This is a genomic window from Clostridium sp., assembly GCF_051650885.1.
Taxonomy (GTDB): domain Bacteria; phylum Bacillota; class Clostridia; order Clostridiales; family Clostridiaceae; genus Clostridium.
Genome location: NZ_JBOFRG010000305.1, coordinates 1 through 17,034 on the forward strand (window position 1 = coordinate 1; position 17,034 = coordinate 17,034).

Here is a 17,034-nt window from a genome sequence, read left to right on the forward strand (position 1 = left end):
TTAAGCAGTCAAGAAGAATGGTTTGAGCATTTAAAAGAATTAGCTTCAAACAACGGATTTGCAACTAATAGAAAAGAATTCAAAGCAGAGCCAGAAAAATTCAAAGGAATGGTTTCAGACTTTGCAGGAGCGGTAAGAATTGCAATAACTCACAGAACAAACACTCCTGACCTTTACACTATAATGCAAATTTTAGGTGAAGAAAAAGTAAAAGAAAGATTTGAAAAATTCTTAAACATATAAGATAGTAAAAGAACTCATCAATAATGGTGAGTTCTTTTTTAGAAGTTAATTGATTAGAGAGAAATTATATGTATAATAAAGGTAAGATAAGTGAAGAATTAAGATAATTAATAAAATTATCAAGGGGGGAAAGTGATATGGATTATAAGAAAATTTATGAAAAAATTGAACCAATACTTCCAAAAGAAAAAATTGATGCACTTTATTTATTTGGTTCTTATGCAACAGGCGAGTTTACAGAAGAAAGTGACGTAGATATTGCAATCTTTAGCGATAGTTTAACGTACATTGAATTAGTAGATTTAGAAGAGAGAATTAGTGATAAATTAGGAAAAGAAGTAGACCTTATTTTGCCAGAAAAAAATAATACTATTTTATTGAAAGAGATTTTAAGTGGAAAATCATTAATGGAAACAACAGAAAAATTTGATGAATGGTTTGAAAGATTTAATGAATGGATTTCAGGTGAGTGGTGGTTTATAGAATCATGTATAGATGAAAGGTGTGGACTGAATGAATAGAATTAATATTGAAAGATTAAAGTATTTAAGTACGAATATGCAAGAAATTATACAAGATTTAGATGAAATAACAAGGATTTACGATGAACAATTAGATATAATAAAAAAGCATTTAGAGCAAAGCTTTAGAACAAGCTTTCTTCAATATAAAGAAGTTCTTGGAAATTATATGAGTCAGTGCTTGAAGGTGTTAGCTATAAGTGTGAGCAAAATGACTTATGGAGAATCTTTAGAAGTATGTATCAAAGAAGGGTATTTGCCAAATGAAAATATATTATTATATAAAACATTGAGTAAGTTTAGAAATGATACAGCACATGTATATAAAAAGCCACCATTTTTGGTGTTACTAAATTTTTATAAGGAAAATAGAGAGTTTCTTATGAAAATCAATGAGAAGATGAATGAAACCATAAAACAAAATTTAAATCAAAAGAAAGATAGTTAAACGGGTTAACTATCTTTCTTTTCGTTAAAATTGAATGTGGCTGTTATATCTTTCTTCAACAACGTCCCAGTCTATTATGTCGAAGAAATTCTTTATATATTCTGGTCTTTTATTTTGATATTTTAAGTAATAAGCATGTTCCCAAACATCCATTGTTAAAAGTGGAATTTCACCATCTGAGATAGGACAAATTTGGTTTGCTGTTTTTGTGATTTTAAGCTTATTACTTTTATCTAAAACAAGCCAAGCCCATCCAGAACCAAATTGTGTAGTACCTGCATTTGAAAACTCTTCCTTAAATTTTTCAAATGAACCAAAGGTTTTTTCTATAGCATTTTTTATGTTGCCACAAAGAGAAGTGCTATTTGGGGCATTTAGGCCTTCAAAGTAGAATTCATGATTAAAAACTCCACCTGCATTATTAACTACAGGAGTTCTTTTATCTTCAGGAATTTTGTCTAAGTTTTTTAAAATATAGCAAAGAGTATCTTCTTCAAAGCAATCTATGCAATCATTTAAAGCCTTATTTAAGTTGTCAGTATAAGCTTGTTGGTGTTTATCATGATGTATAAGAACCGTAGATTTATCAATAACAGGTTCTAAAGCATCATAATCAAATTTAAGTGGTTTTAATTTAAACTCTTTCATATTTATCACCTCATTATTTAGTATATAAAGTTTAAGTGAAAAAATTCACTTTTTGATAATTTATAAACCTTGAAAATTAAAATTCGGAACGAAATCAGTTGTGCTTGATGAACTTTCTTGAATGAAGGCATTTTTAACACCTATTTCAGCTGCATATGAAATTAAGGAATCATACATTTTAGGATTTAAGGGCTTTGAAATTTCCTCCAATTCTAATGCTTTAAACATAGGAGTGTATTGATTCATTATACTTATATAAACATTATCAGAGAACATATTATAAATAGTGTCTATAACTTTCTTAGAATCAAATAAAAGCCCAGGAAGCATAAGATGTCTTACAATCATTCCTTTTATCATTCTTCCTTTTTCATCAAATTTATTTTTCCCAACTTGTCTGTACATTTCTTCTAAAACCTGAATAACATTTTCCCTATATCCTTTTGCATTAGAATATTTTATAGCATACTTATCATCAAAATATTTAAAATCAGGTAAATAAACATCAATATAATTATCGAGCATTTTTATTGTTTCTAAAGAGTCATAACCGTTTGTATTATATAAAATAGGAAGGGTTAAGCCTTTTTCTTTAGATAGTTTTATAGCCTCAATTATTAATGGAGCATAATGAGTTGGTGTAACTAAATTAATATTATTTGCTCCTTTTTCTTGAAGTTCTAAGAATATTTCTGAAAGTCTTTCTATAGAAATTTCTTTTCCCTTATTTTCTTGACTTATATCATGATTCTGACAAAAAACACATTTCAAATTACAGTTTGAAAAAAATACAGTTCCAGAGCCTGTATCTAGTGAAATAGGTGGTTCTTCCCAAAAGTGAAGCTCTGCACGAGCTGCTAGAATTTTATCTGATGAAAGACAAGCACCAACCTTTCCAGAAGTTCTATCAATTTTGCAGTTTCTAATACAAAGAGTGCATTCTTTTAATTTATCTAGATTATTCATAATAAACTCCTTTAAGTGAAATATATTTATAAAAATTATATATCTAATTATAAAGTGAAGCAATTTGTGGAAATAATTTTTATAAAGTTGTAAAATAAAATAAATTAAATATGAGAGTGGTGTTTTATTTATATGGATAGAATTTTAGATAATACTGAATATAATGATGAGGTTTTTGAAAGACTTGAAAGTAGGAATAATAGTTTATATGATTCAATTTTTGAGGAATGTGAGTTTAATAGGTGTAACTTTTCAAGTGCAGAATTTTTAGAATGTACTTTTGATAATTGTATATTCAAGGAGTGTAATTTTACTTTAACTAGATTAAAAGATTCAAAGCTTAGAGGAGCAATTTTTATAGATTGTAAAATTGTTGGAGTGGATTTTACTAAATGTGATACATTTATACTTGATTTTGAGTTTAGAAAATCACTTATCCAAAGTTGTAGTTTCACAGGACTTAAGATACCTAAGGTAAAGTTTACAGGATGTAATATTATAGGTTCTGATTTTATGAATTGTGATTTAAGAGAAGGAAAGTTTAAGGATTCATCTTTAAGTGAATCAATTTTTGAAAATACAAATTTAAGCAAGGCTGATTTTAGTGAGGCTATGGATTATGTTATAAGTCCAGAAAGAAATAAAATAAAGAAAGCAAAGTTTTCTATGCCAGAGGTTTTAGGGCTTTTAAAAGATTTTGATATTACGATAAAATAGGAGGATTATATGGATACAATAGAAAGACTAATAAATGAAACAAAGATGCCAGTTACAAAATCTTTTTTAATTAATGAGTTTGAAAGGATAGGTTTAAAAAAAGGAGATAAAGTTTTAGTTCATTCAAAATTATCATCGTTAGGATGGGTTTTAGATGGAGCACGTGCAGTTGTTGAAAGTTTAATGGCTGTTATAGGAGAAGAAGGAACTATCGTAATGCCAACTCATAGCACAAATTTAGTAGATCCAGTATTTTGGGGAGAACCTCCAGTTAAAAATGAATGGTTTGAAAAAATACGAGAAGAAATGTTACCTTTTGATAGAGAGAGTACTGAGACGTATGGAATGGGTAAAATAGTTGAAAACTTTAGAAATAGAGTAGAAGTTCTTAGAAGTTATCATCCAATATATTCTTTTGCAGCATGGGGAAAAGAAGCAGAAGAAGTAACTAAGGAACATAGTTTAAGTTATGGACTTGGAGAAGAAAGTCCTCTTAGAAAAATGTATGATTTAGATTTTAAAGTTCTTTTTATAGGCGTAGATTACGATGTAAATACATCTTTCCATTTAAGTGAATATAGAGCAGGGAATTTAGAGAATAGAGTTCAAATTTCACCAATTATAGAAAATGGTGAAAGAGTTTATAAAACTTATGATGATGGAGAATATAAAACAGAATTATTTATGTTTGCAGGAGAAGAATTTGAAGAAAAACATACTGTTTTAAATAAAAAGATTGGAAATGCAAATATAAAAGTATTTAATATAAAAGATTCAGTAGACTTTGGTGTAGAATACTTTAAAAATGTTAGTATATATTAGAATGTATGTTCTATATTTAATAAATAAATTACCTTTGGTTTTGTATTAAATTTATTAAATGTGATATACTTTAAGATAAGAAAATAGTTAATTAAAATTAGGAGTCTAGGAATTATCCTGGGCTTTTAATTTCTTAATAGACAGATTTATCACTGAAGGGAGAGGATTTAATCTTGGATTTAAAATCACTTTTAAATAAAGAACAGTATGAGGGAGCAAGTACTGTCGAAGGTCAAGTACTTATATTAGCAGGTGCAGGTTCGGGAAAGACAAGAGTTTTAACATATAGAATGGCTCATATGATAGATGATTTAGGAATAATGCCATGGAAAATACTTGCCATAACTTTTACAAATAAGGCAGCAAAAGAAATGAGAGATAGGGTTAGAGGAATTATAGGAGAAAAGGCTGACTCTATGTGGATTTCAACATTCCACTCAACTTGCGTACGTATCTTAAGAAGAGATATAGATAAGCTAGGATATAAAAAAGGTTTTACTATATATGATACATCAGACCAAAAGGTATTATTAAAAGAATGTATTAAGGCTTTAAATATAAATGAAAAAGATATTACACTGCAAGAGGTAATGGGTAAAATAGGAAGAGCAAAAGATACAATGCAAACTCCAGGAAGCTTTATGAAAGAACATGAAAGCAATTTTAGAGAGAAAAAAATTGCAGATGTTTATGCTATGTATCAAAAAAGATTAAAAGAAAATAATGCCTTAGATTTTGATGATTTAATCTTTAAAACAGTAGAATTATTTAAATCAAGTGAAGAAACATTAGAGTTTTATCAAAATAAATTCCAATATATTATGGTAGATGAGTATCAAGATACAAATGGAGCACAGTATGAGCTTGTAAAAATGCTTGCTAAAAGATACAAAAACATTTGTGTTGTTGGAGATGATGACCAGTGTTTAGTAGAAGGAACTTTAATAGAAACAGAAGATGGCGAAGTGAAAATAGAAGAGATTAAAGAAGGTGATTCTATAATTTCAGCTATAGGAAATGGAAAAGTTAATGTTTCTAAAGTTGGAGGTATAAGCTCAAAGGAAGTAAAAGAAGAAATAATAAAAATAACTACTGAAAGTGGAAAAGTTCTTAGTGGAACTAAAAATCACATTACCTTTAGCAAGTTAAACTTAGAAGATAATAGGCATTTTGTTTACTTAATGTATAAGAATGGCTTTGGATATAGAATAGGAAGAACAGCATCTATAAGAAGTAGAAAAGAAGGTGTGGATGCATCCGGTCTTGCAGTAAGATTAAATGGTGAAAAAGCAGATAAAATGTGGATACTTAAGGTATGCCAAAATGTAAGTGAAGCAAGCTACTATGAAGAATATTTCTCAGTAAAATATGGATTGCCAAAATTATTGTTCCATGCAAAAGGAAGAAGTATAAAAGTATCACAAGATATGATAAGTAATCTTTATAAGGAAATTAATACCTCAGAAAGAGCAGAAAAGTTAATGAATGAGGAAGGCTTATATGAAGAGTATGCACATCATTTAAGTGGGGCAGTAATAAGAGGAGAAAGTATAAGAAAAAGAATAAACTTAACTTTCTTTGGTGGAAAATTAAACTCTAAGGGTATTTTTAGTAATAGAATAGGCTTAAATAGCTCTGATGAAGAAAGCAAAGAAAAATTTATAAATGCAGGTTTTTCAGTAAGAGATGGAAATAGAAATACTTTTAGAATAGAAACTGAAAGAGCAGAGTATGATGAAGCAGAAGAATTTACAAGAAAGCTTAGAGAAACAGAAGGGGCTTTTGAAGTTGTAAAGAAGGCTAAATTATCAGAAGGGAAAAGCTATTCTTTAATGCCTCTTGGAAGTATTAGAGAAGGAATGTTAGTACCTGTAGTTATTGATGGAAAAGTTGTAGAAGAAAAGGTTGTATCTATAGAAAAGAGTGAATATACAGGAAAAGTATATGATTTAAATATAGAAGATACTAGAAACTATATTGCAAATGGAGTAGTTGTTCATAACTGTATCTATCAATGGAGAGGGGCAGACATTCAAAATATTCTTGATTTTGAAAAAGACTACCCAAACTGCAAAGTAATAAAGCTTGAGCAAAACTATCGTTCAAAGGGAAATATATTAGATGCAGCAAATGAAGTTATAGTAAATAACTCAAGAAGAAAAGATAAGGCTTTAAGAACAGAGCAAGAGTCAGGAAGCAAAATAAAAGTTCACAGAGCATTTTCAGATAAAGAGGAAGCTGATTTTATAGCTAAAGAAATAAAAGAAATAAAAACAAGAGAAAAAAAAGTTTCCTTTAAAGATTTTGCAGTTCTTTACAGAACTAATGCACAGTCACGTAATTTTGAGGAATGTTTTAGAAGACGTGCAATTCCATATAAAATTATTGGTGGAACAAAATTCTATGATAGAAAAGAAATAAAAGATATGCTTGCATACCTTAAGATTTTAGTTAATCCACAAGATGATGTAAGTATAAGAAGAGTTATAAATGTACCAAAAAGAAGTATTGGTGCAGCAACTATAGATAAGGTTCAAACTTTTGCAGAAGATTTTGGATTAAATTTCTGGGATGCTTTAACTGAGGTTAGAACAATAAGTACATTAACAGCTAGAAACTGCACTGCAATAGAAAAGTTTACGTCTCTTATGGAGACCTTTATAATTCTTGCAGAAAGTATGCCACCATCAGTTCTTATAGAAAACATTCTTAAAGAAAGTGGATATTTAGCAGAGCTTGAAAAATCAGAAGAAATAGAAGATAAGAGTAGAATAGAAAACTTAAAGGAACTTGTATCAGATGCAGTTCAATTTGAAAAAGATAATCCAGAAGAAAATACATTAACTGATTACTTAGAAAATGTAGCATTAGTTCAAGATGTAGACCGTGGTGAAGAAGAAGAGGATGATTATGTAGTATTAATGACTCTTCATAGTGCTAAGGGGTTAGAATTCCCATATGTATTTATGGTAGGTATGGAAAATGGAATATTCCCAAGTAATACAGATATGAATGACCACAGTCAGCTTGAAGAAGCTAGAAGACTTTGTTATGTTGGAATAACAAGAGCAAAAGAAAGCCTTTATATGACATCTGCTGAAAAAAGATTATTATTTGGTAGAATAACATCCTTTAGCCAATCAGACTTTATAAATGAAATAAGATTTGATTTAAAAGAGTTTGTAAATGGCAGTGGAAATGTTAAAAAGACTAATGGAAGTGGATATTATAATAATATCAATCAAAGAGAAAGAAATACTCATGGATTGAACAGTACAGTTATGAGTAAACCTAAGGTTAATAGAAGTGCTAGTATAAATAGTAGTGATATAACTGCTGGAAAAAAAGTAAAGCATGATAAGTTTGGTCTTGGAACAGTAGTTTCAGTTGCTGAGGCTAATGGAGATAAAAAGCTTACAATAGTATTTGATAAGCAAGGAATAAAAATATTAATGCTATCAATGGCAAATTTAGAATTAGTATAGGAGGTTTTTAAATGGATAAAAGAGAAAGAATGGAAGCTTTAGTTGAAGAGCTAAATAGATATGCATATGAATATTATTCATTAGATAATCCTACAGTTAGTGATAAAGAATATGATGAAAGATACGATGAATTAGTAAAATTAGAAAAAGAACTTAACACAGTGTTACCATACTCTCCAACAGTGAGAGTAGGTGATACTACATTAGAAGGATTTTCAAAATATACTCATAAAGCAAGACTATGGAGCTTAGATAAAGCACAAAGTATTGAAGAAGTAAGAGATTGGCACAATAGAAATGTTAAGTTTGTTAAAGAGATGAGAGATAGAGGCGAGGACTTACCAGACTTAAAGTATATAATAACTAAAAAGTTTGATGGACTTACAGTTAACTTAACTTATGATCAAAATGGAATTTTAGTAACAGGAGCAACAAGAGGAACAGGAGCTGTTGGTGAAAATGTAACAGCACAAGTAAAAACAATAAAAAGTATTCCTTTAAAAATTAATACGACTGATGTTTTTGAGATACACGGAGAAGCTGTAATGACTACAGAAGCTTTTGAAAAATATAATGAAGGGGCAACTACACCACTTAAAAATTTAAGAAATGGTGCAGCAGGAGCATTAAGAAACTTAAATGTTCGTGAAACAGCTAGAAGAAATCTTTCAGCATTTTTTTATGATGTAGGATATAAAGAAGGGGAAGGCTTTAAAACTTACAAAGAAATGCTAAACTTTATAAAAGAAAATGGATTCCCAATGGATGAATATATGGTAGAGGGAACTACAATTGAAGATATTCAAAGAGAAATTGATTATATTAAAGATATAAGATTTTCTTTAAACTATGATATTGATGGATTAGTAATTGCAATTGATGATATAAGAACAAGAGAACTTTTAGGATATACAGTAAAGTTCCCTAAGTGGGCAATTGCATATAAATTTGAGGCACAAGAAGCAACTACAGAGCTTTTAGATGTAGAATGGAATATAGGAAGAAGTGGAAGAGTTGCACCAACAGCTATATTAGAACCAGTTGAACTTGCAGGAGTTACTGTAAAAAGAGCAACTTTAAATAATATGGATGATATAAAGAAAAAAGAAGTAAGAATTGGTGCAAGAGTATTTGTAAGAAGATCTAATGATGTTATTCCTGAAATAATGGGAGTAGTAGAAGATTCTTTAGAAGGCTCTAAGGAAATATTACCACCAGAAGTATGTCCTGCTTGTGGAAGTCATTTAAGCTTAATAGGAGCACACTATTTCTGTGAAAATACCCTTTCATGTAAGCCACAAATGGTTAAGAGTATAGTCCATTATGGCTCAAGAGAAGCTATGAATATTGCAGGTTTTTCAGAAAGAACAGCAGAGCAATTATTTGAAAAGCTTAATATAAAGTCAATTTGTGATTTATATAAGTTAAATAAAGATGATTTAATAGGTCTTGAGAAGTTTGGACCTAAGAAAGCACAAAATCTTTTAGATTCAATAGAAGCTAGTAAAGAATGTTCACTTGAAGCATTTATATATGCACTTGGAATTCAAAATGTTGGTGCTAAAACAGCAAGAGATATAGTAGCTAAATTTAAATCTATTGAAGGATTAAAAAATGCTACATTTGAGGAATTAGTGTCTGTGCAAGATGTTGGAGATATAGTAGCTAAAAATGTTTTAGATTTCTTCCATGAAGAAAAAGTAATAGAAACGATAAATGAACTTTTAGAAGTTGGAGTTAATCCATACTTTGAAGAAAAAGAAATTGAAGAAAGTGTTTTTTCTGGTAAAACAGTAGTAGTTACAGGAACAATGCAGAAGTATTCAAGAAAAGAAATAAAAGAAAGACTAGAAGCTTTAGGTGCAAAGGTAGCAGGAAGTGTAAGTAAAAAAACTGACTATGTTGTATATGGAGAAGAGGCTGGTTCAAAACTTACAAAGGCAGAGGATTTAGGTGTAAAAACTATTTCAGAAGACGAATTTGAAAATATGATTTAGGAGAACAAAGAAAAATGAGAAAGATAATAACTATACTTGGAATTTTTATGAGTATAGTATCAGCAATAGTAATAATATGCACATTTTTAACATCCTATCAATTTGTTTATATAGGAGAAATGTTTAATACCTACTTTACACTACAAGTATGCTTATGTATAACTATGGGGATATGGGCAATTAAATTTTGGATAGAAGAACTTGGAATGAAGAAATATATATATACTTTAATATGTATAGGAATAAGTCTTTCTTCAATATTTTTTATAGCAAGCTCAGTAAGATAAAGAAAAGAGACCATCATTATTTAAGATGGTCTCTTTTTTCAAATTCTTTTATATTTTCAAACTCAGATATATCTAAAAGATCAGAAACATCCTCTAAAAAAGCATCTTCATCATCAGTCTTTTTTGAATGTGCAATTATAGTAAGTTTTTCATGTATTTTTTCTAAAATATAATTTTTATATCTCATTTGGTTATAGGCCTTTAATCCAACTATGAATAACCAAATGCCTATAAACATAAAGGTTAACATAAATAGTATTCCAACGATTGACACTGTAATTATTAAAAAATCCATAATAGGACCTCCTATAAGTTTTAATTAATTATAACATAAATATTATATAACTTTAACAAAATAAAAAGTAAATATTCACCTATATGTTTACAAAACTAGAAAAATGTTAATAATTATAATGTTTATGAGGAGTGAGAAATATTATGATTAAAAAGATATTAATGACAGTAATAGGTTCATTTTTAGTTGGGTTATTAGTTTTAAGTTTTATAGATGTATATTATGAAGATGAAAGCAAAGAAACTAGTGGATTTACTTATGCATTAGGAAATATAAATAACAATTTAAAAGAAACAAGCAATTTAACAATGAGAGAAATTGATATAATAACAGCTACAAGTAAAGGTCTAGTTATGAAGACAACAGATGGAAAGGTTGAAAATGAACTAGCAGAAAAAATAACAGTAAAAGATAATGGACTTCATTATGAATTTACTTTAAAAGAAAATATAAAATGGAGTGATGGAAAAGATATTATGCCATCAGATATAGTTAGATTTTTAAAAGAACTTATTTTAACAGAGAAAGAAGAAAATATAGAAGGTATATTAAATATATATGGAGCTCGTGAATATAGAAAATCAGCTGGAATGGATACTTCTAAGCTAGCGATTATTGAAGGTGGAAATTCTATAACAATAAGGTTAAATAAAAAAGATACAAAATTTATAGAAGAACTTACAAAGCCAGTTTATAAATTAAGAAAAAACATAGATTTATGGGAAGATATAAAAACTACACATGATGCAATAGTTTGTTCAGGAAATTACACTATTGATGATGTAACAGATGAAGAAATTGTATTGAAAAAAACAATTTATGTGGAAGAAAATATCCCTAAGGAGATAAATATTATAAGAAATATGAGTGAAGAAATTTCAATGGCAAAGTTTGAAACAGGGGAAGTTGATATAGTAGTTAATCCACCATCAAAGCAACTTAATAGGTTAGAAGATGAAGGAAAGCTAAGAACCTTTAGTTCAAAAAAAGGAAAATATCTTTATATGAATAGTGTCCATAAAGATATGGGATTAGAAAATAGAAAAGAAACATATAAAATATTATTAAAGGCGATAGAAGGTTTTTATGAGGAAAATATGCATTATATAACTATGGCTGATTACACATATTTTATAGAAGATAAAAATGCATTGAATACAGTACAGGGAAGAAAAGTATCTACAACAAAATCAAAGGGAAAGATTCCTAAGGTAATTACAATGCTTGCATTAGATACTCAAGAAAATAGAGTGTTATGTGGATATATGGAAAAGTGGATAGAAAAAAATACTGATAGCACTTTAAGACCAGTTTTGGTTAAAGAAGAGGAATATAAAAATATAGCATTAAGAGATAGATACCATACAACACTAATCGATGTAGAAGCAGTAGGAACAGAACGTATACAGACCTTTGAAGGATTAGATTATTGGTACAATGAAGGGGAAAATAAATTATTCGATAAAGAAAAAGTAAAAAGTAATCCACAGTTTAAAGAGTTAGAAAATAGTTTATTTTCTAATTATAGAATTGTTCCATTATATTTTGAAAATAAAAATGTAGCAATATCTAAAAATATAGAAAATATAACTTTTGATTATTATGGAAACATTCATTTTACAAACTTAAAAGAAAAATAGACCTAAAGTTTTAAATTAGGTCTATTTTTTCTTTAATCACATATAGAAGGATCATTAACAATTTCAGCCTCAACATATTCAGAGTCATCAACAGGTTCATTTACCTCTGGTTCTGATAGATTAGTTTGAGAAGGTTCATCCTTTTGAATATCTAAGCAATTATAAAAATTATCTTTTAATATAAACATAAATAAGAAAAGAATAAAGATATTTTTATTGCTATCAAAAGTATTTTTAGGTGCTTCAAACTTATCTTTCTTTAAAGAGTATGAGATATTTTTTAGGATTATAGGAGCAATTCCACTTTCATCAGGAGTTGTTAAATTTGGCATTGAGAAGAAGGTTTCATCAAGCATATCCTTTGAAAGTTTGGAAAAGCCTTTATAACGTTCCTTATCATCTAGGGTTGGAGCTTTTGGCCAGCTAGTTATTAATCCTGAGTTTAAGATATATTTTTTATAAATATTAGAAATCATATTTTTAAATTCAGATTGTTTATTATTTTTATTAGAATATAAAACTAAAGCTAGGAAGTAAAAACAAATATCAAAGGAAGTATATTTGATAGATTTTTTGTCTGTTAGCTTTTGGATTATATTATTATCTTCATTGTAAAGAGATATAAGTTTTTCCATAATCTCATCACATTTTTCTTTAAATGTGAAAAGATTTGTATGTTCATAGGAATACATTAAGCAAATAGAAAATAAACAAACATTTTCTAAAGAGCTAACGTAATAATCTTTTTCACTAAATTTATTAGTTAAGAACTCGCATAAATCAGTTATTAAAGGAACTATTTCTTTATTCTTAGAATACTCAAAGTAAACATTAAAGGCCATTAATGTTTTGATACCCTCATCAAAGGATAAATTATAAAGTGCATCCTTATAGTCAGAAAACATTTCAAGAATTTGATTAGAAAAATTCTCGTAATCTTCTTTGATTTTAGTATCATTAGTAGTCTTAGAATGCATATAGTAAGCAGCCATCATAAAAGCTTGATCACTAAAGATAAATTTTCTATCTTTATCAATTAATGCAGAGTCTTTATTACCAGTAGAAAAAATATTTTTCTTAGATACAAATATTCCTTCATTATTTCTAAGATTGCTATAGTAGAAATCTAGTTGATCTTTAGCAACATCCTCAAAAAATCCTTGAAGAGATCTTTCTTTAGAATCAAGATCAAAATTAGAATAGTAACTAGAAAGTTCATCTATACAAATTGTCATTAATGCATTGGTTGTTGGATTGATTTCACGTTTGAAAGTTGATGAATCAAATCCTTGGGATGTTTTATTGTGAATAAAAACTGGAGAAGCCTTTCTATAGATACATAAAAGTGGAGAATACTTTTGGAGTATTCCTAATTTTTCAAGTGAAGAATCTTTCTTAGAATTTCTAAGGGGAGATACAAATCCACACTTAGAGTTTAATGCTAATGTTTTTATAGATTCTTTGGAAAAATGAAAAAGTTGTCCACAAATTTCTTCGTATGAAAGACTATTCATTCTAAAAAATGGTCCTATATATTTCAAAACTTTTCACCTCTTATATAATTCTCATATTAATACTATGTAAGAAGTTCTAAAAATGTGAATGAAAAAATTTATATTTATTATTAATATACATAAACTTTATGAGAAGTGATATTATATAAGATAAAAGATGAAGAAATTTTTTAGATAGGGATGGTGAAAATTCGTGAGAATTGATGGAAGAAAAAATGAGCAAATAAGAAATGTTAAGGTGACTAGAAGTTATACAAAGTATGCTGAAGGGTCTGTTTATATAGAAGTTGGAGATACAAAGGTTTTATGTAATGTATCAGTAGAAGATAAAGTTCCACCTTTTTTAAAAGGAAAGGGAGAAGGTTGGATAACAGCAGAATATAATATGCTACCAAGAGCAACAGGAACCAGAAAAATAAGAGATATTGCAAGATTAAAAGTTGATGGAAGAACTATGGAAATTCAAAGATTAATAGGAAGAGCCTTAAGATCAGTAGTTAACTTAAAAGCATTAGGAGAAAAAACATTATGGGTAGATTGTGATGTTATTCAAGCTGATGGTGGAACAAGAACAACAGCAATATCAGGTGCGTTTATAGCATTAGTAGATGCAATAAATAAAATCCATAAAGAAAAGCCTTTTAAAGTTTACCCAATAAGAAGCTATGTGGCAGCTACAAGTGTGGGAGTTGTAAATGGAGAAAAGGTAATAGACTTATGCTATGAAGAAGATTCAAAAGCAAAGGTTGATATGAATATAATAGGAACTGATGAAGGAGAATTTGTTGAAGTTCAAGGAACAGGGGAAGAAAGTCCAATGACAAGAGCAGAGTTAAATGAGCTTTTAGACTTAGGAGAAAAAGGATTAAAACAAATGATTAACGTTCAAAAGGCTGCATTAAAAATGGATGCATTATGGATTGGAACAGGTGAAGCATAATGAAAAAATTTATATTAGCTAGTAACAATAAAAAGAAAATTGAAGAAATAAAATACATTTTAAGTACGTTGAATTTAGATATAAAATCTTTAGAAGAAATGGGAATAGATATAGAAGTAGAAGAAGATGGGGAAACATTTAAAGAAAACTCATATAAAAAAGCAAAAGAAATAAGAGATTACTTAGTAGACAAAGGTCAGGGGAACTTTATAGTAATGTCAGATGATTCAGGATTAGAAGTAGAAGCTTTAAACGGAGCACCAGGTGTTTATTCAGCAAGATATGCAGGAGAACATGGAAATGATAAAAAGAATAATGAAAAGTTATTAGAAGAATTAAAAGATACTAAAAATAGAAAAGCAAGATTTATCTGTCATATAACATTAATAAATGATTTAGATAAGAGTGTAGATTTCTATGGAGAAGTTGAAGGAGATATATTAGAGAAGTTAGATGGAGAAGGCGGTTTTGGATATGATCCATTATTCTTTAATGAAGAGCTAGGAAAAACATTTGGCGAAGCAACAAAGGAAGAAAAGAATAAGGTAAGTCATAGAGGAAAAGCATTAGAAAAATTAAAAGATGAGATAAAGAAAGTTTTATAATTTAGAGGTGTTTTATGAGAATAGGAGTAGTTAGTGATACACATTGTATAGAGAAATATATAAATATAGCAATAGAAAACTTAAAAGATGTAGATGTTATATTACATTTAGGTGATTGCTCAAGTGATATAAAAAAGTTTGAAGAAAAACTAGGGAAAAAAATATACGGTGTTGATGGAAACTGTGACTTTAAACGAGAATATCCAAAAGAGCGAATAATAGAGTTAGAAGGAAAAAGAATATTTATGACTCATGGAGATTTATATGGTGTTAAATATAGCTATAACAATATATACTTCAAAGGAAAAGAAGTAGAAGCAGATATAGTTTTATTTGGGCATAGCCATGTAGAAATGATAGAGAAAGTAGAAAATATCTTACTTATGAACCCAGGAAGTACAACGATTCCTAAAGGAAAAGGAAACTCTATGGGGTTCATAAATATAGAAAATGGGAAGATAACAACTGAAATAAAATATTTTTTTAGTTAAGAGTTAAGAAGTAAGAGTTGAATGAAAAACCGAATTGGCTTTGCCAATTCGGTTTTTCTAACTATTAACTATTAACTATTAACTATTAACTATTGACTATTGACTATTAACTGAAAAGATGTGGTTTTAGTCTAAATATGTAGGTTGATATTTTATTAAAAACTAAAAGGATTATGTGATAAGGTGTTAATAAAATAGAAGATAGATTTTTAAATAAACAATAAAATAAAAAAACAAAAAAAAATCTTAAAAAGTGTTGACACTTGTTTTTAGATGTTGTAGAATAATCCTTGTCGTTGAGGAAACAGAGAAACACAAAAACGCTTAACGGGGTGTGGCGCAGATGGTAGCGCGCATGGTTTGGGACCATGAGGTCGCAGGTTCGAGACCTGTCACCCCGACCATTTTAAATTTTGAAAAAACATTTTCAAAAAAAATGTTGACAAAATTTAAAAACGATGTATAATAAATAAGGCAGACAACTTAAAACAAAAACGTATGCGGGTATCGTATATCGGTAATACTCCAGCCTTCCAAGCTGGAAAGGTGAGTTCGATTCTCACTACCCGCTCCAATATTTGTTTAAGTCAAACACTAATTAAATATTATGCGGGTATCGTATATCGGTAATACTCCAGCCTTCCAAGCTGGAAAGGTGAGTTCGATTCTCACTACCCGCTCCAATGTTTGTTTAAGCAAACACTAATGAAATATTGTGCGGGTATCGTATATCGGTAATACTCCAGCCTTCCAAGCTGGAAAGGTGAGTTCGATTCTCACTACCCGCTCCAATATGCGTCTTTAGCTCAGCTGGATAGAGCAACGCCCTTCTAAGGCGTGGGCCAGGAGTTCGAATCTCTTAAGACGCACCATTTAGTGGTGGACGTAGTTCAGTTGGTAGAGCGCCAGATTGTGGTTCTGGTTGTCGTGGGTTCGAGTCCCATCGTCCACCCCATTTTAGGGATATCGCCAAGCGGTAAGGCACTACACTTTGACTGTAGCACTCGTAGGTTCGAATCCTGCTATCCCTGCCAACAAAATATGGTTCACTAGCTCAGTCGGTAGAGCACATGACTTTTAATCATGGTGTCCGGGGTTCGATTCCCCGGTGAGCCACCAATAATTATGACATGCAGATGTGGCGGAATTGGCAGACGCACTAGACTTAGGATCTAGCGCCGGAAGGTGTGGGGGTTCGACTCCCTTCATCTGCACCATAATTTATTTTTCTCTAAAAACATGCAGAAGTGGCTCAATGGTAGAGCGCCACCTTGCCAAGGTGGATGTTGCGGGTTCGAGTCCCGTCTTCTGCTCCAGGAGAATGCGGGTATCGTATATCGGTAATACTCCAGCCTTCCAAGCTGGAAAGGTGAGTTCGATTCTCACTACCCGCTCCAATATGCGTCTTTAGCTCA

15 protein-coding genes, 11 tRNA genes and 1 pseudogene are annotated in these 17,034 nt (G+C 29.6%); 23 read left to right on the forward strand and 4 right to left on the reverse strand.

All coding sequences use genetic code 11. The annotated features are described in order from the left end of the window. The 3 genes and pseudogenes from ACRC28_RS14595 to ACRC28_RS14605 all read left to right on the forward strand — a co-directional run. Window positions 1-243 (forward strand): annotated as a pseudogene (locus ACRC28_RS14595) (glutamate--tRNA ligase); the annotation flags it as partial. Between the two features lie 137 nt (window positions 244-380). After that, complete coding sequence (mntA, locus tag ACRC28_RS14600) at window positions 381-764, forward strand: type VII toxin-antitoxin system MntA family adenylyltransferase antitoxin (protein WP_438544178.1); 384 nt, start codon at window positions 381-383, stop codon at window positions 762-764. Beyond that, window positions 757-1,212, forward strand: a complete 456-nt coding sequence (locus ACRC28_RS14605) for a hypothetical protein (RefSeq protein WP_438544179.1) — start codon at window positions 757-759, stop codon at window positions 1,210-1,212. The genes mntA and ACRC28_RS14605 overlap by 8 nt, the downstream gene beginning before the upstream one ends. Window positions 1,213-1,236: 24 nt before the next feature. On the opposite strand, the gene ACRC28_RS14610 is transcribed toward ACRC28_RS14605, so the two are convergent. Continuing rightward, window positions 1,237-1,860 (reverse strand): superoxide dismutase, encoded by a 624-nt coding sequence (locus ACRC28_RS14610; protein WP_438544180.1) that lies wholly within the window; start codon window positions 1,858-1,860, stop codon window positions 1,237-1,239. Window positions 1,861-1,920: 60 nt separating this feature from the next. Then, window positions 1,921-2,826, reverse strand: a complete 906-nt coding sequence (locus tag ACRC28_RS14615; protein WP_438544181.1) for a radical SAM protein — start codon at window positions 2,824-2,826, stop codon at window positions 1,921-1,923. A gap of 132 nt (window positions 2,827-2,958) precedes the next feature. Between ACRC28_RS14615 and ACRC28_RS14620 the strand changes: the two genes are divergently transcribed. The 5 genes from ACRC28_RS14620 (at window position 2,959) to ACRC28_RS14640 (ending at window position 10,134) form a co-directional block, all read left to right on the forward strand. Beyond that, on the forward strand, window positions 2,959-3,543 hold the full coding sequence (locus ACRC28_RS14620) for a pentapeptide repeat-containing protein (protein ID WP_438544182.1): 585 nt from the start codon (window positions 2,959-2,961) through the stop codon (window positions 3,541-3,543). A 9-nt stretch (window positions 3,544-3,552) separates the two neighbouring features. Next, window positions 3,553-4,365: an aminoglycoside N(3)-acetyltransferase gene (locus ACRC28_RS14625; RefSeq protein ID WP_438544183.1), complete on the forward strand. Its 813-nt coding sequence runs from the start codon at window positions 3,553-3,555 to the stop codon at window positions 4,363-4,365. Between the two features lie 173 nt (window positions 4,366-4,538). Next, a complete protein-coding gene (locus tag ACRC28_RS14630) occupies window positions 4,539-7,850 on the forward strand; it encodes a UvrD-helicase domain-containing protein (protein ID WP_438544184.1) in 3,312 nt (1,103 codons plus the stop codon). An 11-nt stretch (window positions 7,851-7,861) separates the two neighbouring features. Continuing rightward, on the forward strand, window positions 7,862-9,847 hold the full coding sequence (gene ligA, locus ACRC28_RS14635; RefSeq protein WP_438544185.1) for an NAD-dependent DNA ligase LigA: 1,986 nt from the start codon (window positions 7,862-7,864) through the stop codon (window positions 9,845-9,847). 14 nt (window positions 9,848-9,861) lie between these two features. Beyond that, window positions 9,862-10,134: a hypothetical protein gene (locus ACRC28_RS14640; RefSeq protein WP_438544186.1), complete on the forward strand. Its 273-nt coding sequence runs from the start codon at window positions 9,862-9,864 to the stop codon at window positions 10,132-10,134. Between the two features lie 16 nt (window positions 10,135-10,150). Here ACRC28_RS14640 and ACRC28_RS14645 read toward each other — a convergent pair whose 3' ends face one another. Beyond that, complete coding sequence (locus ACRC28_RS14645; RefSeq protein ID WP_438544187.1) at window positions 10,151-10,429, reverse strand: hypothetical protein; 279 nt, start codon at window positions 10,427-10,429, stop codon at window positions 10,151-10,153. 143 nt (window positions 10,430-10,572) lie between these two features. Here ACRC28_RS14645 and ACRC28_RS14650 point away from each other — a divergent pair, with 143 nt between their 5' ends. Further along, window positions 10,573-12,069 carry an ABC transporter substrate-binding protein gene (locus ACRC28_RS14650; RefSeq protein WP_438544188.1) on the forward strand — a complete coding sequence of 499 codons (1,497 nt, stop codon included), beginning with the start codon at window positions 10,573-10,575 and terminating at the stop codon, window positions 12,067-12,069. 32 nt (window positions 12,070-12,101) lie between these two features. On the opposite strand, the gene ACRC28_RS14655 is transcribed toward ACRC28_RS14650, so the two are convergent. Next, window positions 12,102-13,610 (reverse strand): hypothetical protein, encoded by a 1,509-nt coding sequence (locus tag ACRC28_RS14655; RefSeq protein WP_438544189.1) that lies wholly within the window; start codon window positions 13,608-13,610, stop codon window positions 12,102-12,104. A gap of 166 nt (window positions 13,611-13,776) precedes the next feature. Between ACRC28_RS14655 and rph the strand changes: the two genes are divergently transcribed. From rph to ACRC28_RS14725, 14 genes are all read left to right on the forward strand, one after another. After that, on the forward strand, window positions 13,777-14,523 hold the full coding sequence (rph, locus tag ACRC28_RS14660; protein ID WP_438544190.1) for a ribonuclease PH: 747 nt from the start codon (window positions 13,777-13,779) through the stop codon (window positions 14,521-14,523). Next, window positions 14,523-15,128, forward strand: a complete 606-nt coding sequence (locus ACRC28_RS14665) for an XTP/dITP diphosphatase (protein ID WP_438544191.1) — start codon at window positions 14,523-14,525, stop codon at window positions 15,126-15,128. Before rph ends, ACRC28_RS14665 begins: the two co-directional genes overlap by 1 nt. Before the next feature lie 14 nt (window positions 15,129-15,142). Beyond that, window positions 15,143-15,619, forward strand: coding sequence for a metallophosphoesterase (locus ACRC28_RS14670; RefSeq protein ID WP_438544192.1), 477 nt, complete (start codon window positions 15,143-15,145; stop codon window positions 15,617-15,619). A 328-nt stretch (window positions 15,620-15,947) separates the two neighbouring features. Then, a tRNA-Pro gene (locus ACRC28_RS14675) sits at window positions 15,948-16,023 on the forward strand. 96 nt (window positions 16,024-16,119) lie between these two features. Then, window positions 16,120-16,193, forward strand: a tRNA-Gly gene (locus ACRC28_RS14680). 35 nt (window positions 16,194-16,228) lie between these two features. Continuing rightward, window positions 16,229-16,302 (forward strand) — tRNA-Gly (locus tag ACRC28_RS14685). A gap of 34 nt (window positions 16,303-16,336) precedes the next feature. After that, window positions 16,337-16,410: transfer RNA gene (locus tag ACRC28_RS14690), tRNA-Gly, on the forward strand. Window positions 16,411-16,414: 4 nt separating this feature from the next. Next, window positions 16,415-16,491 (forward strand) — tRNA-Arg (locus ACRC28_RS14695). 7 nt (window positions 16,492-16,498) lie between these two features. Next, window positions 16,499-16,574: transfer RNA gene (locus tag ACRC28_RS14700), tRNA-His, on the forward strand. Window positions 16,575-16,578: 4 nt separating this feature from the next. Further along, window positions 16,579-16,653 (forward strand) — tRNA-Gln (locus ACRC28_RS14705). 9 nt (window positions 16,654-16,662) lie between these two features. Beyond that, window positions 16,663-16,738, forward strand: a tRNA-Lys gene (locus ACRC28_RS14710). Window positions 16,739-16,751: 13 nt separating this feature from the next. Continuing rightward, window positions 16,752-16,836 (forward strand) — tRNA-Leu (locus ACRC28_RS14715). Window positions 16,837-16,860: 24 nt separating this feature from the next. Continuing rightward, window positions 16,861-16,935 (forward strand) — tRNA-Gly (locus ACRC28_RS14720). Window positions 16,936-16,942: 7 nt separating this feature from the next. After that, window positions 16,943-17,016, forward strand: a tRNA-Gly gene (locus ACRC28_RS14725). The last annotated feature ends 18 nt before the right edge of the window (window positions 17,017-17,034 follow it).

Excerpts from the sequence above, each read along its gene's own strand:
- mntA (WP_438544178.1), top strand. The coding sequence starts at position 381 with ATGGATTATAAGAAAATTTATGAAAAAATTGAACCAATACTTCCAAAA.
- ACRC28_RS14605 (WP_438544179.1), top strand. The coding sequence starts at position 757 with ATGAATAGAATTAATATTGAAAGATTAAAGTATTTAAGTACGAATATG.
- ACRC28_RS14610 (WP_438544180.1), bottom strand. The coding sequence starts at position 1,860 with ATGAAAGAGTTTAAATTAAAACCACTTAAATTTGATTATGATGCTTTA.
- ACRC28_RS14615 (WP_438544181.1), bottom strand. The coding sequence starts at position 2,826 with ATGAATAATCTAGATAAATTAAAAGAATGCACTCTTTGTATTAGAAAC.
- ACRC28_RS14620 (WP_438544182.1), top strand. The coding sequence starts at position 2,959 with ATGGATAGAATTTTAGATAATACTGAATATAATGATGAGGTTTTTGAA.
- ACRC28_RS14625 (WP_438544183.1), top strand. The coding sequence starts at position 3,553 with ATGGATACAATAGAAAGACTAATAAATGAAACAAAGATGCCAGTTACA.
- ligA (WP_438544185.1), top strand. The coding sequence starts at position 7,862 with ATGGATAAAAGAGAAAGAATGGAAGCTTTAGTTGAAGAGCTAAATAGA.
- ACRC28_RS14640 (WP_438544186.1), top strand. The coding sequence starts at position 9,862 with ATGAGAAAGATAATAACTATACTTGGAATTTTTATGAGTATAGTATCA.
- ACRC28_RS14645 (WP_438544187.1), bottom strand. The coding sequence starts at position 10,429 with ATGGATTTTTTAATAATTACAGTGTCAATCGTTGGAATACTATTTATG.
- ACRC28_RS14650 (WP_438544188.1), top strand. The coding sequence starts at position 10,573 with ATGATTAAAAAGATATTAATGACAGTAATAGGTTCATTTTTAGTTGGG.
- ACRC28_RS14665 (WP_438544191.1), top strand. The coding sequence starts at position 14,523 with ATGAAAAAATTTATATTAGCTAGTAACAATAAAAAGAAAATTGAAGAA.
- ACRC28_RS14670 (WP_438544192.1), top strand. The coding sequence starts at position 15,143 with ATGAGAATAGGAGTAGTTAGTGATACACATTGTATAGAGAAATATATA.